Below are 20434 nucleotides of genomic sequence, written 5' to 3'. Positions count from 1 at the left end.
TCCGACGCACCTCCCGGAGAGGAGCCCTATGAGCGTTGGTCCCCCTGTGCGGATACCCCTGTCCTGGGCGCGGCACGAGCACTATGCCTTCCGCCTGCTGCACACCTGGACGGAACATCCGGACGCTCCGGCGGTGTACTGGTCGGGGCACTGCCTCACCGCGCGGGAGAGCCTGTCGTCCGTCCTCGACACGGCTGCCGCACTGCGTGACTCCGGTATCACCCCTGGCGGCACGGTCGCCCTCCTCACGGCGGCCAACCACCCCACGGCGCTCTTCGCGCGGTACTCCGCGCATCTGCTGGGCGCGGCCGTGGTGTCGGTCCGCGCGGCCAACCCCCGCAGCGACGCCGAGATGCTCCCACCCGAGGTCCAGGCCGAGGTGCTGCGGGACACCGGCAGCCGTCTCCTGGTCGCCGACGAGACCACGGCCGTACGCGCGGCCGCACTGGTGTCGCCCGCTCTGCGCGGCCTGGTACTGCCCGCCCCGGGCAGCACCGCCCCCCAGGCGGACAGCGCCCTGGCCAAGGTGGCCGAGGACACGGGTTTCGGCCCGGACGAGATGGCGCCCTACGACCCCGAAGCGCGTGCCCGGGTCACCTTCACCAGCGGGACGACCGGGCTGCCCAAGGGCATTGTCCAGAGCTACCGCACCTGGAACGCGACGGTCGGCATCTACCCGGCCGCCCCCGGCCCTGGCGGCCCCGGTCGCATCCTGGCCGTCACCCCGGTCAGCCACACGGTGGGCTCCATGGTGGACGCGGTGCTCGCGGCGGGCGGCTGCGCGGTGCTGCACGAGCACTTCGACGCCGACGAGGTGCTGGACGCCTTCGGCCGTCTCGACGTGACGGACACGTACCTGGCGGTGCCGCACCTCTACCGGCTCGCTGAACGGCTCTCCGTCGGCGGCCGGCTGGACCTGTCCGCGCTGCGCCGAGTGGTGTACAGCGGGACCCCGGCCGCGCCGCACCGGATCGCCGAGGCGCTGCGCTGGTTCGAAGGGCCGCTGTCCCAGCTGTACGGCTCCTCCGAGGCGGGCGGCATCTGCGGCCTGGACCAGCTGGACCACCAGGAAACGGAGCTGCTGGGGTCTGTGGGCCGGCCGTTCCCCTGGGTCGGGCTGCGCCTGCGCGACCCGGAGACCGGGAGGGACGTCCCCCGGGGCGCGAGCGGCGAGGTGTGCGTGCGGTCCGCGACGGTCATGGACGGCTACCTCGGCCTCGACCCGGCGGAGGGCAGCACCCCGGACGGCTGGCTGCGTACCGGTGACCTCGGCCACCTCGATGTGTACGGCAGGCTCCGGCTGACCGGCCGCCTGGGCCAGGTCATCAAGAGCGGCGGGCAGAAGGTGCATCCGGTCGCCGTGGAACGGGTCCTGACGGAGTATCCGGCCGTGCGGCAGGCGGTGGTGTTCGGGGTGCGGGACCACGACCGGGTGGAGCGGGTGCACGCGGCGGTGTCCCTGTACCCGGGGAGCGAGGGCGACGACGCCCGGCTGCGGGCTCATGTCGGGGCGCGGCTGGACTCGGCCCATGTGCCGGTCCACATCAGCCGGTGGCCGGAGCTGCCGCTGAACGACAGCGGCAAGCCCGATGTGCGGTATCTCCGCGGCCTCGCGCAGGCGGCGGACAGCGAAGTCGGCGTGCGGGAAAGCATCGAGGAGAGGGGAGCGGTATGACGTCCTGTCTGCATTTCGCCCGTGAGATGCGGCTCGGTAGGCTGTTCCGTCACGGGGACGGCCGACTCTTGATCACCCCGCTGGACCACTCCATCACCGACGGCCCGGTGGTGCCTCGCGGCAGCACCATCGACCGCCTCACCGGCCAGCTGGCCGCGGGCGGTGTCGATGCCGTGGTCGTCCACAAGGGCGTACTGCGGCACATCAGCCCGTCCCGCTTCGCCGGCATGTCGCTCATCGTGCACCTCAGTGCGAGCACTCGGCACGCCCCGGACTCGGAGGCGAAGTACCTGGTGACCGCGGTGGGGGACGCGCTGCGGCTCGGCGCCGATGCGGTGAGCGTCCACATCAACATGGGCTCGGCGGACGAGCGGCAGCAGATCGGGGACCTGGGCCGGGTGGCGGACCTGTGCGACCGCTGGAACCTCCCCCTGCTTGCGATGGTCTACCCGCGCGGCCCCGGCATCAGCAATCCGCAGGCCCCGGAGCTGGTGGTGCACGCGGCGACGCTCGCCGCCGACCTCGGCGCTGACGTGGTCAAGGCCCCGTACGCGGGGAGCGTGGCCGAGATGCGTGACGTGGTCTCCGCCTGCCCGATCCCGCTGCTGTGCGCGGGCGGCCCGCGCTTCGGTTCGGGCACCGACGCGCTGGCGTTCGTCAGGGACGCCCTGCTCGGCGGCGCCGCCGGGGTCGCGATGGGGCGCAACATCTTCCAGGCCACTGATCCCCGCCGGATGGCCGCCCAGGTGGCCGCCATCGTGCACGGCGAGCCCCGGCTGCACAAGGCTGACGACACAGAAGGGCAGTGTGATGAACGGACAGAAGCTGTGCTGGCTTGATATTCGTGGCGCCGGTGCCGCCGGACCCGCGGTCATCGAGGAGGCCCTGCACCAGCGGACGGACGGCATCGTCGCCGGTGACCTGCAGACCCTGGCCGACCTCCCACCCACCGTCCGTAGGGTGCTGCTGCCGGGCGGCGACGGCTGGTGGCGCGACGAGCGCTTCCCCGGCGCGGCCGACATCGTCATCCTGCCGCCCGGCTTCACCGCCCGCGCCGAGCTAGAACGGGCCCACCCCGAGGTGGAGTTCGGGCGCCTGGTGGAGATCACCGACGCCACGAGCCTGGAGGAGGCGTGCCACGCGGCGCGGACCGAGCGCTGGAGCGTCCTCGACTTCCGCGACCCGACCAAGATCCCGCTGGAGATCGTCATCGCCGCCGCCACCGGCTCCAAGGGCGCGATCGTGACCACCGCCGCCAGCCCCGAGGAGGCGGCGATCACCTTCGGGGTACTCGAGCTCGGCTCGGACGGCGTGATGATGCCCGGCCACTCCGTGGGCGACGCCACCGCGCTGGTGGAGGCGGCCCACTCCTCGGCCGGCGAACTGACGCTGACCGAACTGACCGTCACCGCGACGACGCACATCGGCATGGGTGAGCGGGCCTGCGTGGACACCTGTAGCCAACTCGGCGAGAGCGAGGGGCTGCTGATCGGCTCCTACTCCAAGGGCATGGTGCTGTGCGTCAGTGAGACGCACCCCCTGCCCTACATGCCGACCCGCCCCTTCCGGGTGAACGCCGGCGCCGTCCACTCGTACGTGGTCGCGCCGCACGGTCGCACCAACTACCTCAGCGAACTGCACGCGGGCGCCGCGGCACTGGCGGTGGACGCAGGCGGACGGACCCGCGTGGTGCCGGTGGGCCGGATCAAGGTCGAGACCAGACCGCTGATCTCAGTCGACGCGGTGTCACCGGAAGGGGTACGGGTCAACCTCATCCTCCAGGACGACTGGCACGTACGGGTGCTGGGCCCGGGCGGCGTGGTGCTGAACTGCACCGAACTCGCACCGGGCGACACGCTGCTGGGGTACGTACCCGAGGCCGACCGGCACGTCGGCTACCCCATCGACGAGTTCTGCCGCGAGCAGTGACCAGCAACCACGGCACCCCGCAACCTCCCACCGCCATCCCGGACCACGCGTCCGCCGTGGCGGTGATCGGCGGCGGTATCGCGGGGCTGACCCTGGCCCTCGCCCTCCGGCGCGAGGGGGTGGAGTGCACCGTCTTCGAGCGGAGCCCACGACCGGCCGAAGTCGGAGCCGGACTCCAGCTCGCGCCCAACGCCACCCGGCTGCTGCACCGCCTCGGCGTCGCCGAAGCGCTCCGCGCCATCGCGGTCCTCCCCCGTGCGCTGCGGATACGCGGCTGGGACGACGACCGCCCGCTGGCCACCACCGCACTCGGCGCCGCCTGCCTCCGCGGCTACAACGCCCCCTACTACACAGTTCACCGGGCCCAACTGCACCGCGTACTGCGGGAGGCGCTCGGCGCCGGACCGCTTCGTACCGGGCACCGGCTGACTGCCTTGACGGAGAACCCCGACGGAGTACACCTCGCCTTCGCCTCCGGCGCCCGCCACCGGGCCGACGTGGTGATCGGCGCGGACGGGGTCCACTCCGTGGTCCGGGCCCGGCTGGCCGGTGACGCGCCGGTGTTCTCCGGCAGCAGCGTCTACCGCGGTCTGGTCCCGGCCGACCGGCTCCCCTGGGCGGCCGGCGACCCAGAGATCCGCGTCTGGCCCGGCCCCGGGCGCCACCTGGTCTGCTACCCGGTCTCCGCAGGACGCGAAGTCAGCTTCACCGCCACTGTCCCCGCGGGCGCGGCGGGCGAGGAGTCCTGGACCGCCGAGGGCGACTCGGCCGAACTGACCGCCGCCTACCGGGGCTGGAACCCGACGGTCACCCGCCTCATCGCCGCCGCCGACACGGTACGCCGCTGGCCCCTGCACGACCGCGAGAGCCTGCCCGGCTGGGTGACCCCCCGGGTGGCCCTCCTGGGCGACGCAGCCCACCCCATGCTGCCCTTCCTGGCCCAGGGCGCGAACCAGGCGATCGAGGACGCGGTCACCCTGGCCGTGTGCCTGGGCCGGACCGCCGAGGCCGACGCACCGACAGCGCTGCGCCGCTACCAGGAACTTCGCCTGCCCCGCACCAGGTTGATCCAGCGCGGCGCGCGCGAGGCCACCCGTTTCCTGCATCACCGGGGCTCCCCCGGCCCGGGCCGCCTCCACCGGACCGGCGCCGCCGCGGATCCACACGGTCTGGCGGGGCTGCGGGCCATGGAATGGCTCTACGGACACGACGCGGAGGCGGTGGCGGCGGGAGCGATAGGGGAGCCGTCCACTGCACAGGCGGCGTCGTAGCCCGGCCCCGCCCGTCTCACAACCAACGCTGTTCCATGGCGATGCGGGCCGCGTCGAAGCGGTTGCGGGCCTGGAGTTTACGGATGGCAGTCGACGCAAGGTTCCGCACCGTGCCGACCGCCAGATAGAGATCCCGGGCGATCTCCTTGAGCGAGGCGCCCGAGGCGGTCAGCCGGAGCACATCGGCCTCCCGGGCGCTCAGCGGACAGTGCAGCGACACCGGCTGGGAGACCAAGAGACCAGGGTCCATAGTCAGACAGCCGACCGCAGCCCCACGTATCGCCCCTATCAGATAGGGTAGTTCGACCTGCAAGGACACCACGCTCAGCACCCCGGCGCGGATCGCCTGGTCGGTGGAGTTCGGCGAGGACTGACTCGATATCAGGGCCACCCCACACTGCGGCTGCGTCCTACGCAACTGCCCCAGGATGGCCAGCACGTCTTCGTCCACGGTGCCCGTCTCGACCACCGCGACTGCCGGCTCTAACCGCGCCACCGTCGGCAGCAGTTCGTCGCGCTGCTTCGCAGCCCCGACCACCGAGAAGTCGGCCACGGTGTCCAGGAACTTCGCCATCACCTCAACGGACAATGCGTGCTCTCCGGCCACAACGATGCGGATGCTCATGTCTGTCCCCCCATGGACGCGGAAGCAAGCATCGAGGGGCCACGTATGCCATCCGGGATGGCTCATAGTAGCCGCTCAATGATCCCATGAAGATAATGTGTGGACACGTGAAGTGTTCATGTAATGACGGGGAATCTAGGTGCACAGTACGAGAAAGTCGTGCACGGAAGACCGGAATGTAACGCGGTGAGCTCACCCACTGACAGAACGTATCGAATCCCCTGAAAGTGCGAGGTGTCGCTCCGCGCAACGCGACTCATCGCCGAGTGCCATGAGCGCCTGCGCCGACGTCTGAAATCGACTCGCAGCGAAGCCCCGAGACCCTAAAGGGGGCCGAGCCGAGAGAGCCGTGACGATTACCCGCACCTCACTCGACGTTAGCCTCAGCTCAGTTGGCCGGGGTAACCAACGTGCAGCGGTACCCGGATGACGCGCTTCGGCGGTCGGCCACGTCTCATCGAGCCGACTGACATCGTCCGGGCCGGACGTGAACTCGGGCTGCGCAACCCGAGCATGAACGCCGCGGCAGCCCGCCTCCGTGCGTCGTCCGGATCCGGCTGGTCCGCCGGCCGAGTCGTGCCTGGAGCATGGTGATCCGCATGACCTGCTCGTCGCCGAACCCGCCCAGGCGGCGCTCCCCGACCACCGAGGCAGAAACCGTCTGGGTCCACTTCCTTGCGGTGGCCAAGACGCGGATCATCGCACGCCCGGGCGTTGTGTGCGCCTCCTGGCCCGTTCGCCGCAGTGCCAGGTACCGCGACGATGCCATCCGGGCCGCCGCATCCGGGCGGAGTGACCCCAACCTGCCGTAGGCGTGCGCCGCCCCTGCGGCCCTGCCTCCGGCGGGGCAGAGCCGTTTGACGCGCATGCGTTCGGCTTCCGTGCTCCCCTGCCCACTTGCGTGACCGTACCCACGTAGAACTGACGGGTCGTCACCCCATGCGTGGTGGCATGTGACGGCGCACGACGCTGCGTGAGCTCTTCGCGCCTTGTTCGCGGCCGGGCGTCACTGCCGTACTTCCTACAGCCCGCCGGGATCCCCGGTGAGCGAGAACCGCAGTGGAGAGGAAGGCCTATGACCGCACGACCGCGGCACCGCCGCACCGCGTCCCCACGGCTCCTGCCGTCGCTCCGCACCGCCCTCGCCCTCGGCAGCTTCGGCATCGTTCTGCCGCTCCTCACACCGTCCGTCGGCCACGCGGCCTCCAACACCACCTGGGACCGGGTCGCCCGCTGCGAGAGCGGGGGCAACTGGAGCATCAACACCGGCAACGGCTTTTTCGGCGGACTGCAGTTCACACAGCAGACGTGGGTGGCGTACGGCGGGTCCGTGTACGCGCCCCGGGCCGATCTGGCGAGCCGGGCGGAGCAGATCACCGTGGCGGAGGCGGTGCTCGCCCGGCAGGGCCCCGGAGCATGGCCGGTCTGCTCGGTACGGGCGCATCTCACGCGGCGCGGCGGGCGGAGCGAGCCGGTCAAACGCCCCAGCGCTCCTCGGCACACCGCGCCCACCTCCCGCTCGCAGGGTGGTAACGGCCATCCCTTGGGCCGGACGTACACCGTGGTCCAGGGCGACACGTTGTCCGGTATCGCACTACGGGCTGCAGTAACCGGCGGCTGGCAGCGACTCTACGCAGCCAACCGAAGCGTCATCGGCCCGGACCCGGACCTGATCCGGCCGGGACAGCGGCTCACCCTGCCGTCCGCCGGTACGCAGCGGTAAATCGCGATCTCGCTGACCGCGTACAAGGTCTCGGGCCGGACCGATCCCCATCTCGATTGGTCCGGTCCGACGCACTTGCTGTCTCAGCCGGACTGGTCAGTGGAGACGAAACGCGGTCCGTCTGGGCTGGGCGGACGACGCCACCCGGGCCGACGCCACCCGGGTCACCGCCTGACAACTCCGGCACGTGCTGATCCGGTTGGTCAGGTCGGCCACTGGCGGCCGGACGATCCCGAATTCTGATCGTCATGGACAACGGTTACGGCACCGCCTGCCTCTCCCGCGCTGTGGCAGACCTCCCGGTGGTGCCGGCTTGAGGTCAACGTGTTGCCACCCGGCCTCTCTCGCCTGCACCGCGACTGTTTCAGTTGGAGCAACCGGTCACGGCGCCCGAGGGCGCGCAGTTGTCGGGACTGCTATTGGCGAAGACACCTCCGAGCGCGGTGGCCGTTCCCGAGTCCTTGTAGACGCCGCCGCCCTCTGTCGCGGAGTTCCCCGTCACGGTGACGCCGACCAAAGTGGCGGAGCCCTGAAGGCTGTGCACCCCTCCGCCGGGACCCACTGGTGCGGCGTTGTCTCTCAGGGATCCGCCGGTCATCGTCAGGGCGGACTCGTTGAGGATGCCGGCGCCGCCGTAAGCACCAGTGGCGTGATTGCGGGCGATGGTCACAGCTGTCAATTTGACCGGGGTGTCGCCGGCCCCGCCGAAGAAACCGGCGCCCGAGGTGGCGGTGTTGTCGCTCAGCGTGCCTCCGGACATGTCGACCGAGTTCTCCGAACCGTCGATGAAGATACCGCCGCCGAACGAGCCGCCGACGTTGCCCCGGATCGCGCTGCCTCGGATGATGAGGTGGTTGTTGATTCCGCCGGTGCCGATGCCGCCGCCGACGAAGCGGCCGATCGCGGAGGTCGCCCGGGTGCCGGGCGCGACCGCCCGGACGCTGCGGCACTACGACGAAATCGGCCTGCTGCGATGGGCCCGGATCGACGCAGGTGGTTCGCTACCAACGGGAAGTACCGCTCCTGGCCCGGCTCAGGATCGTTCGTGGGCCGCTTCTCGCGGCGCCTGGCTGGATGGGCGCTCCCGCCCACTGGTCACGGTCGGCTGGCGTCCCAGGTGGTGAACCTGACCGTGACACTCCGCACGCCGCGTGAGTCGGACCGGACGGTCTCGACCGTCAGGGCGCAGCGGTTGCCTTCGCTGGTGATGCCGCACAGTGTTGCTCCGGTGTCCAGGGAGGCTGCCGTCACGGTTTGGTTCTCGAAGCCTTCGGCGAGGCCGCAGGTGGGCCAATCGGCGGCTTTGGACAGTGCCAGCGAGGCGTACCCGTTGCCGGTGAACATCGAATCCTGTGCAGGGTCATTGCTGACCTGGAAGTCCCCGTACTCATACCCGAAGCTCCACAGTGTCGCGAAGCGGCTGTCGGCGTCGACGGCCTGGCCTCGGGGGATCACTACCCTGGTCGAGGCGATGACCTTGGGTTCGTGTCCGTTTCCGGCGTGGGCCGGGGCCGAAGAGGCCACGCCGGACGGACCGGAGTCCAGGGAAGCCGTCGGCGATCCTGGTGGCGTAGAGGGTCGGCCGATCCACATGCCGAAGAAGACCGCCGCAGTCAGCACGACGAATCCGGCGACGGCCCACGGTGCCCTGGTGCTGGTGCCGGGCCCGCCGCCGCTTTTCCGGGTGGTGCTCCCCGGGGGAGACGGTGGTGTCTCCCCCCAGGGACGCCGGGGCGGGATGGGGGGAAACTGCGCCGCATGTTCCTGCGCCGCCGGGGTGTTCTCCCGCCGGCTGATCTCGTGGCGCACATGATCCAGCTCGGCCAGCAGTACCGTCCGCCGGTGCGCCAGCGCGACCTCCCTGCTTTCCGTGCTGTCCTGCCCTGGCACTCCAGCATCGGCTTCGCCGCGTGCACGGCCCTCGGCAAGGTCACGGACCTGTGCTGCATGCACCTGGTCCAGCTCGGCCCGCAGCGACTCAAGCCGGACTTCCAGCTCGTACAGCTCCAACAGAATGCTGCTGCCACTGGCCTCCAGCGCTGCGCGGTACAAAGAAAACGTCAGCTGCCGCACCTCCGCGGTGGCCGGCACCACGTCGCCGGTACCGCGCTCACCCAACAACGCGTCCAAAAATGCTTTGCGCGGCAAGCGTTCCCCGCTCAAGTACCGCGCGATCGCGGAATGACTGAAGCCGTGCTTCTGGGTGAACTGACGCAACGACAGCCCGCAGCTGTCGAACAGACCCCGTATATGCCGGCCGAACTCGGCCCTGGAGTCCCGTCCTCCAGCACCACCAGGCTCAAGCGCGCCATCGGCCATCTGTCTCCCCCTGTCTGATCCCCTGCGGCGATTTTCCCCCCACCCGCACCAGCCTGTCTCAGTTACGCACCACACCGCGGCACTTCCAGCCTGGTCGTGGCCCGCAAAGGGGCCTGCACGCCCTACGCCTGCGGAGGTGCCGCGCATGGCACCCCCGCGCAGACACGAACGACGGAGACCGCAATGACCGAGCCCCATACCCGTCCCACGCCCCAGCAGCAGCGCCCAGCAGAGCAGGAGCACCACATCAGCGCAGCAGAGCAGATCCGGCGAGGCCTGCTCCACGGAGCCGCCGCCGCTCTTGCACGCCTGCTCATCGAAAGCTGGTGGCCCGCCGACCACTGACAGCCACCGGGCGCCCGACGGCAGGACGCCCGATCCTCCGGCGGTCCGGCCTCTTCCCCAACCCCCTCTTCAAGAGTGATCGCCGTGGAAAGCAAGTCGGCGACGGCCCGGGCGTGAGGAGAAAAAGGCCGTCGTCCTGGCCGTCACGTCTTGGTGCAGCTGCTGGGCGGTGGCCGCCCGCCGCCCAGCAGCAGCGCTGGGCTTCCTGGCGTCGACTGCGGCCACGACCGCGCGGCGCTGGTCAAGGCGGTCGTCCTTGCGCTATGCGCACCGGAGCGGTCCTGGCCGGAGTCGAGCAGCATCCGGTCGCCGCACCGCATACACCGCCGCACTGTTGACGCTGAGGCAGGACCAACCGATCAGCCGAGCCCACCGGGGCCTCGGTCGGCCCGGCCATCCGCGTCTGGTCGGCCAGACGCCGGCGAGCCGGGTGGGACCAGTTGAAGCCCAACACCGCGTAGACGGCGCGGTGCAGCACCGGGGACGGAGCCTGTTGGAGACTGATAGCCGAGGGCCGCCCCGAGCTCCGCACGGCCTGCGTCAGAGCCATCGAGCGGCGTCGGCTTTCCTCAGCCCCGCGAGCGGCTTGCGCTTCCGGCGGATACATCGCGCCAAATAGGTGTTGATGCACGCCAGGAAGGGATACAACGCCGACTGGTAGAACTGGCCACAGTGGTTCATCCGGCCCATGTGGAAGCCGTAGATCAGGGGCACACCATCTTCATTCCGGGCATCATCTGGCCAGTAAACGGGATTCCACCGGAATCGTCCCGGAGATGGGGAAAATCTCCATTTTCGATGCCGTCTCTCTCTGTTGCGACACATCAGCAACGATCCGCTTGCGTTCATCTTCCTGACCCCAGCTGACATCTCGGGCCATGTGGAAGGTCCGATACCCGGTGGGTATCGGACCTTCCACACAGGTATTGGACACTCGGATTGATGGTGCCGGACGATACCCGCATGTCACCTCTTCCCATCCCTTCTGCCTGGGTGGAACCCCTCCCTGAAGCCGCACCGCCATCCGACATGGCTTTGTACCAATTGCCCACGGGAACCTACGAAACCAGGGCAATCTTCGCGTTCAAGGGCGGCTCGTTCCGCGACAAGCGTCCTTTCGCCGCGACGTCGGTCCTGATTCAGCACCCGCAGGGAGACCTATTGATCGACGCCGGCTTCGGCTCCCAGGTTGATGCGCATATACAGGCTCTCCCGAGGATTGAACGCGCTCCTCACCAGTTGGGGAACACCGTGAGCGAGCAATTTAAGGCCAACGACTACGACCAAAGCTGTCTTCATGGCGTGTTGGTGACGCACTCTCACTGGGATCACGTAAGTGGTCTCGACGATCTCCAGCTTCCGATCTGGATTAATGAGGGTGAACTGCAATATGCAGGCCAGAGCAAAGGCGGACGAGTGTTCCGCGAGATCTCCGGCAGTCACAGGATTCACCAATACGAATTCAGGGGCGGACCTTATCTAGGTTTCCCGTCGAGCTACGACGTGTATGGCGATGGCTCAGTCGTCGTCGTCCCTGCCAGAGGTCACACGACTGGCTCAGTGATCACCTTCGTCGCCCTGCCGAGCGGTCAACGGTATGCCTTCATCGGCGACCTGACTTGGCAACTTGATGCCATCGTGCATCGAGCTGAGCGGCCACTCATGATGCGTATGCTCGCCGATACTGATCCCCAGCTGGTGCGTGAGGACATGCTCCGTATGATTGCCCTGGCGGGCACCATGCACATCGTTCCTTCCCACGATGTTTCTGCGTACGACGGGATCCCTCTGCTGCTCAATTGATCGACTTCGGTTTCGAAGCGCCCGATCGTCGAGCATCCCCGATGAGGGTCGTTATGTGGACCAAGCCGCGGGATGATCTTGGGGTTGATCAGGCTGGAGGACGGGGGCCGTGCAGGACACGTCGCCGTCGTACAACTGGCGCCGGTACCCGGTCGAGAACATCTCCCACTGCGGGTAGCTGTACCTCCGCGCCGGGCCCCCGCGTCAGCAAGCCAGTTCTTCAGTCGGCACTTGAAGACGACCGGCACGGTTCCGCGGGTGGTCGTCACTGACAAGCTCCGCCCCTGTACGTCAACCCGCTGGCCCCGGGCAACACCCCCGAGGATCCGAACAGCCGCAGACGCCGTCCTCTACATCTCCCCCGCCCCGCCCTCCCGCCCTCGCCAGCGGACGCCCCATCCTCCCGGCCCTGTCCGCCCCTTATCGGAAGAAGACCTTCATGAACGTCAACGCCCCCACCAGCGCCGCCATGCTTGAAGAGTTCCGGCGTCGGCCGCAGACCAACGGCGCGTCCTGTTCACCGGGGCGACCATCGTCACCATGGACTCCGAAATCGGCGTCATCGACGACGGAGACCTCCTCGTCGAGGGTGACACGATCACCGCCGTCGGCCGCGATCTCGACGCGGGTGACGCCGTGGCCGCCGACGCGATCCTCACCCCCGGGTTCGTCGACACCCACCGGCACGCTTGGGAGGCCCAACTGCGCCGGATCATGCCGGACGTCGACGACCTCGGCGGCTACGTCATGGCCACGTTGGCCGGCTACGCCCCGGCCTACCGGCCCGAGGACATGTACGTCGGCACCCGACTAGCCGCCCTGACCGCGATCGACAGCGGCATCACGACGATGCTCGACTTCTCCCACAACTCCCGCACCCGCGAACACTCCGACGCGGCCATCGAGGCCCTCGTCGACACGGGCATCCGCGGCGTGCACGCCTCCATGGGTCCGCACTTCGGCGAGTGGGACCGGCAGTGGCCCGGCGACCTGGCCCGTCTCAAGGACCAGTACTTCAGCAGCGACGACCAGTTACTCACGCTGCGCCTGGCAACCTTGGCCACGGAAGAGATCGCAGGACCGGCGCTCGCCTACGGCCCTGGCCTCGCCCATGTTGCACGGGAGTTGGGTATCGGAGTCAGCACGGACGCCGTCTTCGGTACGTCTTCCTCCGAGGCGGTCCTGCGTTGGGCCAAGGAGGGCATTCTCAGCCCCGACGTCACCCTCATCCACTGCACCGGACTGACCTCCGAGGCATGGAAGACGATAGGGGAAACGGGCACCACCGTGGCCCTCGCTCCGACTTCCGACGCACAGTTCGGCCTGGAGACCGCGATCCCCGCCGTCGACGAGGCCCTCGCCGTCGGCGTCCGTCCCGGACTGGGTGGCGCATCGGCCGATCGTTCCCCACGCAAACGACGTGGTGGCAACCAGACGCTCCCTTCCGGAGTTCTTATGCCCCACACCACCGCTCTCCCCGACACAGCCGGGACCGGCAGACCAGACCAACAGCCGACCTGGGAACACCGCGGCGAACACCGCCTCGCCGGCCACACTCGATGTCCTGATGGACAACCAGTTCTGCACCGTCCTGACGCTGCTGCACCCCATGACCACTGCGCTCGGCACCACGCCGAAGCAACACGCCTGAAGCACAAGGACGATTGGCTGCGCCCGTTACGCCGGATGGTTCCCCGCTGGCCCTCTCGGAGCGGTCACCTTTCGCCAGATGAGTACAAGGACTCATGACACCCACCGACCTGCGGGGGAAGGATCGCGGGATGACGACGCAGAGGAAGACGAAAGCCCGACTCGGCCTGCTGCCGTTGTCGGTGTTGGTCCTGCTGGCAACGGGGTGCGGAACCCAGCGGGCAGGGGATACCGCCGACGCGTACCGGCGTTCGTACCCGACTCCGACCGGGATGTCGACGCCGAGTACACCAGTGGACTTCCCCTGCCCCGGCGAGAGCCCCAAGCCAACGGCGCCCGCGGCCGCCACTACCCCCAACTCAACCGTGCCTCCGACCGACCACTACGCCGAAAACCACGGCTTCAGAGTTCCCATCCCGCTCCACGGCCAGAGCCGTTGCGACGGACTCACTGCCGTCGGACGCGTCAAGAATGCACTCGAACCGCTACGCAGGCGCGGCGACTTCGCCCCGAACAGCGTCCGCGACGCGCTCACCAAGCTCGGCTACTCCGCCGGGAAGGTGCAGGCGTACCAGGACGGGCCTACGGGGATCGACTTCCTCATCGACATTGGCGTCTCTCCCTGGTGTGTGGAGGGCACGATGAGCAGAAACTCCACCGAGGCGGACGCCTTCGGTGGCTATCCCGACGGCACCGGCTGCGAGCCCCCAAGCGGCGGCCACTGACCATTGTCTCCGCCGGTGGCAAACCACCAACGTTCGCTGTCACACGTGCACGCCACGGGGAACTGTTCATCCGTGTGCAGTGTGAGACCCGCACCGACCGTTGTCCCGTCGATGACGAGCTATGGCGGTGATCGAGCCGCTGTTGCCCAGGGTCTAGTGTCGGGCTCGGCATCGCGGTCAACGGCTGCTCCGGGACATCAGGTGCGTACGCCCGTGAACTCGGCCTAGTCCCCCAGGACTCCGTCCTCACCCTGCATCAGGGCGAGGACCTGGGCCGCCCAGGCGAGCTCACGGTGATACTGCGCGCGGGTGACCCGCGCGTCCGTGTCAGCGGCCGGGGAACTCGCATCAGGTGAAGTGCAGGCCACGGCGCGGGAACTGAAGGCGCGGAGCGGCACGCCATCCGGGTTCGGTCCCACGTCCGGTCCCGATGCCGAAACCGTTGAGGTGCAGGACCGGCCGACGGTGCAGATGCCGCAGCGCCCGTTCTCCAGCGGCGGAGCAAGGCCCCGATCAGGCAGGGCGTGCCTTCGGCCAGGGACTTGTCCGCACGTGTCCGTGATCGGCGGGGGAGCGCCGAGTTGCCGCCGCCCGGAGGTCACCGGGTCTGCGAACTCGCGGGCCCGCACGCCCTCCCTTCGCCCCGCCGGCTGCGATTCAGCGGGATCCGCGGGCCGCAGTGTCACGCCCTGGGCCAGGCGCAGGAAGTCCGGTAGGCGGCCGTGGCCGTCCGGGCGAACGACTGGATCAGCGGGTTTGCGTCGCCCTGGTTCCACGCCGCCACCACACGGCTCGGCGCCATGTCCATCACGGGTATCACGGCCAGTTCCCCGGGTGGGCTGTGTCCGAGCGGGGCCATACCGACCGTGCCGTTCCAGAGCACGGCCTGCAGACACTCCTGAACGGCGCGCACGACCGGGCCCTCACGGGGCTCGCCGCCGTTCCAGTACGACTGCCAGACGGGGTCCGTGCCGTCCGGGAACTGGAACCAGCTCCGGTCGGCGAGGTCGGCCAGCTCAAGGCGGCCACGACGGGCCAGCGGATCGTCGGCGCGCAGCACGGCGCCCACCGGGTCGACCCGTAGCTCCTGCACCGTCAAGCCCGTCTCGTCGAACGGGGCTCGGGTCAGGGCGATGTCAACGCGTCCGGTGCGCAGCCCGCAGGTGGGATCCGTCAGGCCGGTTTCACGGACGCGGATCTCGATATCCGGGTGCTGTCGGCGGTATGCGGCGGCCAGCCGTGTGGCACCTGGGTCGGTGCCGTCTCCCAGGATGCCGACGGTGAGGGTCGTGGCGCCGGTCACGGCGGCCACGCGCACCCGTGCCCGGTCGGCCTGGTCGAGCAGGGCACGCGCCTGCTCCAGCAGCACCACCCCGGCCGGGGTGAGGGTGACACCTGAGGCGGAGCGGTGGAACAGCGCAGCACCGACGTCGGCCTCCAGCTGTTTGATCGCCCGGCTCAGCGGCGGCTGGCTCATGTGCAGTCGGGCAGCAGCCCTGCCGAAGTGGAGGTCCTCGGCGACGGCCACGAAATAGCGCAGCGTGCGCAGCTCCATGAACAGCAACGATACTCGCCCGGTATAAGTACCACTCAATCCGTCTTGCACGTCCGCCTTCCCGTGCGGATGCAATCGGAGGGTGACTGGCGAACTGGTGACCGACCCCGCCGTTCAGGTCTCCGGCGCTGGAGCTTCGGTCGGCCGATCACCAGACCCTCGAAGGCGTCCCGCAGCTTCGAGGGTTCCTGGAATTTCGAAGGTTCCTGGAATACGGCGCACACGGCACGTCGGTCCGGCCCCAGGGTCTTTGCGTGCAGTGATCTCGTCCCTCATGAACGCTTGAGGAACCTCACATAGAAGGCCACGAACACCAGGACGATGCCGACGTTCACCATCAGCCGCCCCCAGAACTGGTGCCTGAAGAACAGAACGTCCACGCCGACCACGACGGCTACCAGCGCGAACACATAGAGCGCGACGACCGCCTGTCTTCCCATGCTTCCTTTCTACTACCTGCGGTCGCGGTAAGGACGAGCCGGAGCGGCACTTCTACACTCGGCCCGACTCCTCCCGGACCCGTGTCCGTCGACTCGCCGCCGCCCCTTAGACCGACCGAGCTGCCACCCAGGGGCTGGGGGGCGCTGGCTCCGCGGGAGCGGACCGGTCCCGGCCACGGGTCGGTCGGTCCCCGGTGACCGCTCGGCGGGCCACTGTGACCAGCTCCGCCGCCGGACCCACCAGGCGTCGCCCCATCGGCCAGACCGCGCGCAGATCGCGCGTGAGGTCGACGCCTGCGACATCGACACCGATCAGCCGGCCGTCGGCGATGTCCCCGCCGACGGCCAGCTCGCTCAGGACGGACGGTCCGGTGCCGGCGATCACCGCGCCGCGGACGGCGGCCGTCGATCCGAGCTCCACCAGGGGTCGGACGCGCTCACAGCCTGCCAGGTGAAGGGCACGGTCCAGGGTCTGCCGTGTGCCGGATCCGCTCTCCCGCAGCACCAACGGTGCGCGGGACAGTTCCCGTGCCGACAGTGGCTCGTGTCGCCGTGCCCACGGGTGAGCGGGGTCGACCACGACGACGAGCCGGTCCTCGGCCACCAGCTGTGTGGACATCGCGCGGGACAGGCGCGGCCCTTCGATGAACCCGATGTCGGCCTCGCCGGACTCGACCAACTCGGGCACCTGCTCGCTGTTGGTCACCTGCAGCCCGATGTACAGCTCCGGCCGCCGGCCGCGCAGCTCGCTGATCCAGGCCGGCAGCAGGTACTCCGCGATGGTCAGGCTGGCTGCGACGCGCAGTTCGGCCTCCCGCCGGTCGCGCAGCCTGCCGGCCCCGACAAGCAGTTCGTCGAGTTCGTCCAGGACCCGCCGGGCGTGTCCGACGACCGTCTGCCCCACCAGTGTCAGCCGGGAGCCCCGGCGGGTCCGGTCGACCAGAACCAGTCCCAGACCGCGTTCCAGCGTGGACAGCCGACGGCTGGCGGACGGCTGGGAGATCCGCAGCCGCTCGGCCGCTCGGCCCAGGCTACCCAGGTCGGCCACGAGGACGAGGAGCCGCAGCGACTCCAGGTCGGGCGTGCGTAGCGGGAGGCCCACGGCACGGGAACGGGTCACGGAAGAATCTGTCACAGCGGCAGCGTATGAGTGAGTCATGCGCTAGGGCTATGAGCTTCTGCTCGATCAGGGGCTACAAGGCGGGCGCGGGGCTGCCCAAAGTGGTGATCATGAAGGACGCCCAACCCTCCCGGTCAGGGACCACCCGCCCGGCCCGCATTGCCACCGCCCGAGGACCCGGCGGCGCCATCAGGGCCCAGTTCTCCGGGTTTGCCGCCCGTCTGCCTGGGCTGGCCCTCGCCGTCGGTGTCGCCCTCGTCGCGACCGCGCTGGGCCGACTGGTTCCCGTCGTCGGTGCTCCGGTGAGCGCGATCGTGCTGGGTGTGCTGGTGGCACTCGCAGTGCGGCCCGGGGAGCGGATGCGGCCCGGCATCGCCTTCGCCGGGCGCGGAGTACTCCAGGCCGCGGTGGTGGTACTGGGCGCGCAGCTGTCCCTGGGCCGGGTGCTGCGGGTCGGTGCCGCCTCGCTGCCGGTGATGATCGTGACCCTCGCGGTCTGTCTGGCGGCGGCGTACGGGATCGGACGCCGCCTGGGTGTCGTCGGCGACTTGCGCACCCTGATCGGTGTGGGCACCGGCATCTGCGGCGCCTCCGCGATTGCCGCGGTCACGCCAGTTATCGGCGCGGCCGAGGCGGAGGTGGCCTATGCCGTCTCCACGATCTTCGTCTTCAACGTGGCCGCAGTGCTAGCCTTCCCCGCCCTCGGGCATCTGCTGGGCATGGGCCAGCACGCCTTTGGCCTGTTCGCTGGAACCGCCGTCAACGACATGTCGTCGGTGGTCGCCGCCGCTACCACCTATGGGGGCCCCGCGGCCGACTACGCGGTGGTGGTCAAGCTGGCCCGCACGCTGCTGATCATCCCGGTCTGCCTGGGCCTCGCCGCTCTCGTCCGCCGTCGCGCGCGGACGGCAGACGGGCACGCCGGCGCGGCGGGTTCGGGGCGGGGTCTGACCAGCCGGGTGCGCGTCGGCAGGCTGGTGCCGTGGTTCCTCCTCGGGTTCCTCATCCTGGCCGCCGCGAACACGGCCGGTCTCGTCCCGTCCGACTCTCACGGCCCGCTCAGCGTGCTCGCCGTCTTCCTGATCACCGTCGCGCTGTCCGCGATCGGCCTGTCCACCGAACCTTCCAGACTGCGCCGGACCGGTCCCGCCCCCCTGCTGCTCGGGGGTTGCCTGTGGCTGGTGGTGTCCGCCACCAGCCTGGCCGTTCAGTTCCTGGCCACCCAGTACCTGTGACCGTCGCGGACGTAAAGGTGTGCGGGCCGGTGGGCACCGGCACGCCCCGTCGGATGGCAGCCCCTGGCCGGGTGCCCCGCCTTGCCCCGCTTCCGGGATGTCTTCGCCGCGGCCTGTGTCCACACCGCGCGTGAGCTCGACGTCCGTCCGCAGGGGTGATGGGCTGACGAAGCGTGCCGGTGTAGTCGAGGCACCGGACAGGGGCGGCACGACCGGCAGCGGAGCCGGCCCCCGCTGCCACCGCCCCCGGGAACCGGCGCGCCGTCGTCAGTGTCTCCCGCATCCCGCTGGCCGAAGCCGTGGGCGAACAGATGGTCGGCGACCGTCGAGCCCGTCACGCGATCTTGCCAACCGCCGGCCAGGATTCCCCGCTCAGGAGGCCGCGGTGCCGCCATCGGAGCCGGACGCGGGAGGGTCCGGGCGCAAGCTCCCTCCGCAACAGCCGTCAAGGACGACCCAGTCCCGGCATTGGGGGGTTTCCCTCAGTGAACACGGGAGAGCGGCTGCATAGGATCGCGGTGACTGATCGCCGCTTCAACTCGTCTCATACGGGGGAACTTTCATGCAACGACCGCAGACGCGTATTCTCACAGCAACGGCTCTTGCCGCTCTCACAGTCTGCGGGCTGTCCGCGTGCTCGGCCCTCGGCCAGAAGACCTTCGAGGACAATACCAAGGTGTCTGAGAGAGTTGCCTCGATCCGTCTCGACATGAGGAACGGCGGCGTGAAGGTAGATACTTCGGCCGACGCCTCCACAATCTCCGTACACCGCAGGGTCAACTACCACGGTGACAAGCCGAGTGCCCCGTCCTTCCGCGTCAGGGACGGTGTCCTGGTGCTGTCCGGCTGCGGCAAGAACTGTGGCGTCGACTACGTCGTCAAAGTGCCTGCTGGTCTTCCGGTGTCGGGACGCACGACCAACGGGGGGCTCACACTGACCAATGTGGGCACGGTCGATGTGCACACAAGCAACGGTCAGATCGCGGTGACGAACGCCACAGGCCCTGCAAAACTGCGCACGTCCAACGGCGTCGTCAACGTCAGGGACGTCAAGGGCGGCGGCATCGACGCGCAGACGTCCAACGGCGAGGTGACGATCCAGTCGGCCATCCCACAGGACATCAGAGCTCTTACGACCAACGGCGACCTCACGGTCACCACACCACCTGCCGGGTACCGGATCTCGGTGAACGACTCCAACGGCGACAAGAACGTGGCGTTCAAGAATGACCCGTCAGGCAAGTACCGCCTGGACCTGTCGACAAGGAACGGTGACTTGACCGTGAAGTCGGCAACCTAGTCGATCCGTGACCGGATCAAGTCGCCCGGCGGTTTCAAGCAGGTACCCGCGAGTCAACCGCTGACGGACGTTCTACTCCGTGGACCGCCACCCGCGAGTCACCAACCCCAGGGCGGTTCGGCAGGGGCCGCAACAGAGACGTTGAACGACGGCCGGCGTGGCCCCGGACTAGGTCCGGGGCCACGCCGACGTTGTCACGGCGAGCGGTGCCGCCGTTGACTCACGCCTTGCCGTAGACCACCGGGGAGCAGTCTTCCCAGGTCCCCTTGACCGCGCAGATCTTGAGGGCCACCGTGGTCTCCTCGGTGATGTTGCCGCTCTTCCAGGGGGAGCAGTAGCTCGACTTGTGGCCCCGGGTGCTGGCGATACGGTCCGTGTGCCAGGCGCCGCTCGGCTGGATGTCCATACGGACCTCGATGCCCACGCCGTCCGCCCTGGTGTCGCAGGCCCGGATCGCGTCGCCGGGGATGGAGCCGGACGGATCGGCGTTGAAGTAGCCGGTGCCGGCCACGTAGCCGCCGTAATACGCTGTCATCACCACGCTGGTGGAGGCGGCGGCCTGGCCGCTCATGCCGATGACGAGTCCGGATGCGGCCGCAACGGCCGTCATCGCCTTGGCGGTCAACTTCATTGTGTGCTTCATCGGCTCTCCTTGGTCAGGGCAGGCCGCGGTGAGGCGCTTGTGCATGGGTCCCCCCGCATGACTAGCTGCTGTGTCC

The 20434-nt window shown here is 69.2% G+C and carries 18 protein-coding genes and 3 pseudogenes; 13 read left to right on the top strand and 8 right to left on the bottom strand.

Going from position 1 to position 20434, the window contains the following annotated elements; translation table 11 throughout:
• Positions 1 to 28: 28 nt before the first annotated feature.
• From LK06_RS31905 to LK06_RS31890, 4 genes are read left to right on the top strand one after another with little or no spacing between them, the layout of a single operon-like run.
• Complete coding sequence (locus LK06_RS31905) at positions 29 to 1675, top strand: class I adenylate-forming enzyme family protein (protein ID WP_078858839.1); 1647 nt, start codon at positions 29 to 31, stop codon at positions 1673 to 1675.
• A complete protein-coding gene (locus LK06_RS31900; RefSeq protein WP_039649863.1) occupies positions 1672 to 2514 on the top strand; it encodes a 2-amino-3,7-dideoxy-D-threo-hept-6-ulosonate synthase in 843 nt (280 codons plus the stop codon). The genes LK06_RS31905 and LK06_RS31900 overlap by 4 nt, the downstream gene beginning before the upstream one ends.
• A complete protein-coding gene (locus tag LK06_RS31895; RefSeq protein ID WP_043433512.1) occupies positions 2486 to 3604 on the top strand; it encodes a 3-dehydroquinate synthase II family protein in 1119 nt (372 codons plus the stop codon). Before LK06_RS31900 ends, LK06_RS31895 begins: the two co-directional genes overlap by 29 nt.
• Positions 3601 to 4875 (top strand): FAD-dependent oxidoreductase, encoded by a 1275-nt coding sequence (locus LK06_RS31890; protein ID WP_234367564.1) that lies wholly within the window; start codon positions 3601 to 3603, stop codon positions 4873 to 4875. Before LK06_RS31895 ends, LK06_RS31890 begins: the two co-directional genes overlap by 4 nt.
• A gap of 16 nt (positions 4876 to 4891) precedes the next feature.
• On the opposite strand, the gene LK06_RS31885 is transcribed toward LK06_RS31890, so the two are convergent.
• Positions 4892 to 5500 (bottom strand): response regulator transcription factor, encoded by a 609-nt coding sequence (locus LK06_RS31885; RefSeq protein ID WP_039649859.1) that lies wholly within the window; start codon positions 5498 to 5500, stop codon positions 4892 to 4894.
• Positions 5501 to 6575: 1075 nt separating this feature from the next.
• On the opposite strand from LK06_RS31885, the gene LK06_RS34975 reads away from it, so the two are divergent.
• Positions 6576 to 7223: a LysM peptidoglycan-binding domain-containing protein gene (locus tag LK06_RS34975; protein WP_052269775.1), complete on the top strand. Its 648-nt coding sequence runs from the start codon at positions 6576 to 6578 to the stop codon at positions 7221 to 7223.
• Between the two features lie 364 nt (positions 7224 to 7587).
• On the opposite strand, the gene LK06_RS31870 is transcribed toward LK06_RS34975, so the two are convergent.
• Positions 7588 to 7983 (bottom strand): hypothetical protein, encoded by a 396-nt coding sequence (locus tag LK06_RS31870; RefSeq protein WP_052318915.1) that lies wholly within the window; start codon positions 7981 to 7983, stop codon positions 7588 to 7590.
• A 115-nt stretch (positions 7984 to 8098) separates the two neighbouring features.
• Here LK06_RS31870 and LK06_RS32890 point away from each other — a divergent pair.
• Positions 8099 to 8221: pseudogene (locus LK06_RS32890) on the top strand (MerR family DNA-binding transcriptional regulator); the annotation flags it as partial.
• A 97-nt stretch (positions 8222 to 8318) separates the two neighbouring features.
• Here LK06_RS32890 and LK06_RS31860 read toward each other — a convergent pair.
• Positions 8319 to 9542, bottom strand: coding sequence for a helix-turn-helix domain-containing protein (locus tag LK06_RS31860; RefSeq protein WP_159025356.1), 1224 nt, complete (start codon positions 9540 to 9542; stop codon positions 8319 to 8321).
• 183 nt (positions 9543 to 9725) lie between these two features.
• Between LK06_RS31860 and LK06_RS33565 the strand changes: the two genes are divergently transcribed.
• Positions 9726 to 9887 (top strand): hypothetical protein, encoded by a 162-nt coding sequence (locus LK06_RS33565; RefSeq protein ID WP_159025084.1) that lies wholly within the window; start codon positions 9726 to 9728, stop codon positions 9885 to 9887.
• A gap of 540 nt (positions 9888 to 10427) precedes the next feature.
• On the opposite strand, the gene LK06_RS33560 is transcribed toward LK06_RS33565, so the two are convergent.
• A complete protein-coding gene (locus LK06_RS33560) occupies positions 10428 to 10601 on the bottom strand; it encodes a hypothetical protein (RefSeq protein ID WP_159025355.1) in 174 nt (57 codons plus the stop codon).
• A gap of 228 nt (positions 10602 to 10829) precedes the next feature.
• Between LK06_RS33560 and LK06_RS31855 the strand changes: the two genes are divergently transcribed.
• The 4 genes and pseudogenes from LK06_RS31855 to LK06_RS34760 form a co-directional block, all read left to right on the top strand.
• Positions 10830 to 11690 carry an MBL fold metallo-hydrolase gene (locus LK06_RS31855; protein WP_199838669.1) on the top strand — a complete coding sequence of 287 codons (861 nt, stop codon included), beginning with the start codon at positions 10830 to 10832 and terminating at the stop codon, positions 11688 to 11690.
• Positions 11691 to 12129: 439 nt separating this feature from the next.
• A pseudogene (locus LK06_RS31850) lies at positions 12130 to 13073 on the top strand (amidohydrolase family protein); the annotation flags it as partial.
• Positions 13074 to 13471: 398 nt separating this feature from the next.
• Positions 13472 to 14065 (top strand): hypothetical protein, encoded by a 594-nt coding sequence (locus LK06_RS31845; protein ID WP_078859001.1) that lies wholly within the window; start codon positions 13472 to 13474, stop codon positions 14063 to 14065.
• 197 nt (positions 14066 to 14262) lie between these two features.
• Positions 14263 to 14421, top strand: a pseudogene (locus LK06_RS34760) (phenazine biosynthesis protein PhzF); the annotation flags it as partial.
• A gap of 326 nt (positions 14422 to 14747) precedes the next feature.
• Here LK06_RS34760 and LK06_RS31835 read toward each other — a convergent pair.
• The 3 genes from LK06_RS31835 to LK06_RS31830 form a co-directional block, all read right to left on the bottom strand.
• Positions 14748 to 15620 (bottom strand): LysR family transcriptional regulator, encoded by an 873-nt coding sequence (locus LK06_RS31835; protein ID WP_043434754.1) that lies wholly within the window; start codon positions 15618 to 15620, stop codon positions 14748 to 14750.
• Positions 15621 to 15892: 272 nt separating this feature from the next.
• Positions 15893 to 16060: a hypothetical protein gene (locus LK06_RS33910; RefSeq protein WP_167747953.1), complete on the bottom strand. Its 168-nt coding sequence runs from the start codon at positions 16058 to 16060 to the stop codon at positions 15893 to 15895.
• A 106-nt stretch (positions 16061 to 16166) separates the two neighbouring features.
• Positions 16167 to 17219, bottom strand: coding sequence for a LysR substrate-binding domain-containing protein (locus LK06_RS31830; protein WP_374208123.1), 1053 nt, complete (start codon positions 17217 to 17219; stop codon positions 16167 to 16169).
• Positions 17220 to 17230: 11 nt separating this feature from the next.
• Here LK06_RS31830 and LK06_RS31825 point away from each other — a divergent pair, with 11 nt between their 5' ends.
• Positions 17231 to 18415 (top strand): YeiH family protein, encoded by a 1185-nt coding sequence (locus LK06_RS31825; RefSeq protein WP_234367562.1) that lies wholly within the window; start codon positions 17231 to 17233, stop codon positions 18413 to 18415.
• A gap of 676 nt (positions 18416 to 19091) precedes the next feature.
• Complete coding sequence (locus LK06_RS31820) at positions 19092 to 19715, top strand: DUF4097 family beta strand repeat-containing protein (RefSeq protein WP_234367561.1); 624 nt, start codon at positions 19092 to 19094, stop codon at positions 19713 to 19715.
• Between the two features lie 220 nt (positions 19716 to 19935).
• Here the strand turns inward: LK06_RS31820 and LK06_RS31815 are convergent, their stop codons facing one another.
• Positions 19936 to 20358 carry a hypothetical protein gene (locus LK06_RS31815; protein WP_234367560.1) on the bottom strand — a complete coding sequence of 141 codons (423 nt, stop codon included), beginning with the start codon at positions 20356 to 20358 and terminating at the stop codon, positions 19936 to 19938.
• Positions 20359 to 20434: the final 76 nt, after the last annotated feature.

It is taken from the genome of Streptomyces pluripotens, assembly GCF_000802245.2.
In the GTDB taxonomy this organism is placed as follows: Bacteria; Actinomycetota; Actinomycetes; order Streptomycetales; family Streptomycetaceae; genus Streptomyces; species Streptomyces pluripotens.
Note: the sequence above shows the minus strand (reverse complement) of the source record. Positions and strands in the feature narration are given on the sequence as shown.

What these genes read in the sequence shown, in the direction of transcription:
- LK06_RS31900 (WP_039649863.1), top strand. Translation starts at nt 1,672, where the DNA reads ATGACGTCCTGTCTGCATTTCGCCCGTGAGATGCGGCTCGGTAGGCTG.
- LK06_RS31870 (WP_052318915.1), bottom strand. Translation starts at nt 7,983, where the DNA reads ATGTCCGGAGGCACGCTGAGCGACAACACCGCCACCTCGGGCGCCGGT.
- LK06_RS31885 (WP_039649859.1), bottom strand. Translation starts at nt 5,500, where the DNA reads ATGAGCATCCGCATCGTTGTGGCCGGAGAGCACGCATTGTCCGTTGAG.
- LK06_RS31835 (WP_043434754.1), bottom strand. Translation starts at nt 15,620, where the DNA reads ATGGAGCTGCGCACGCTGCGCTATTTCGTGGCCGTCGCCGAGGACCTC.
- LK06_RS31905 (WP_078858839.1), top strand. Translation starts at nt 29, where the DNA reads ATGAGCGTTGGTCCCCCTGTGCGGATACCCCTGTCCTGGGCGCGGCAC.
- LK06_RS31895 (WP_043433512.1), top strand. Translation starts at nt 2,486, where the DNA reads ATGAACGGACAGAAGCTGTGCTGGCTTGATATTCGTGGCGCCGGTGCC.
- LK06_RS31845 (WP_078859001.1), top strand. Translation starts at nt 13,472, where the DNA reads ATGACGACGCAGAGGAAGACGAAAGCCCGACTCGGCCTGCTGCCGTTG.
- LK06_RS33910 (WP_167747953.1), bottom strand. Translation starts at nt 16,060, where the DNA reads ATGGGAAGACAGGCGGTCGTCGCGCTCTATGTGTTCGCGCTGGTAGCC.
- LK06_RS31825 (WP_234367562.1), top strand. Translation starts at nt 17,231, where the DNA reads ATGAGCTTCTGCTCGATCAGGGGCTACAAGGCGGGCGCGGGGCTGCCC.
- LK06_RS31855 (WP_199838669.1), top strand. Translation starts at nt 10,830, where the DNA reads ATGGTGCCGGACGATACCCGCATGTCACCTCTTCCCATCCCTTCTGCC.
- LK06_RS31830 (WP_374208123.1), bottom strand. Translation starts at nt 17,219, where the DNA reads ATGACTCACTCATACGCTGCCGCTGTGACAGATTCTTCCGTGACCCGT.
- LK06_RS33565 (WP_159025084.1), top strand. Translation starts at nt 9,726, where the DNA reads ATGACCGAGCCCCATACCCGTCCCACGCCCCAGCAGCAGCGCCCAGCA.
- LK06_RS31815 (WP_234367560.1), bottom strand. Translation starts at nt 20,358, where the DNA reads ATGAAGCACACAATGAAGTTGACCGCCAAGGCGATGACGGCCGTTGCG.
- LK06_RS34975 (WP_052269775.1), top strand. Translation starts at nt 6,576, where the DNA reads ATGACCGCACGACCGCGGCACCGCCGCACCGCGTCCCCACGGCTCCTG.
- LK06_RS31860 (WP_159025356.1), bottom strand. Translation starts at nt 9,542, where the DNA reads ATGGCCGATGGCGCGCTTGAGCCTGGTGGTGCTGGAGGACGGGACTCC.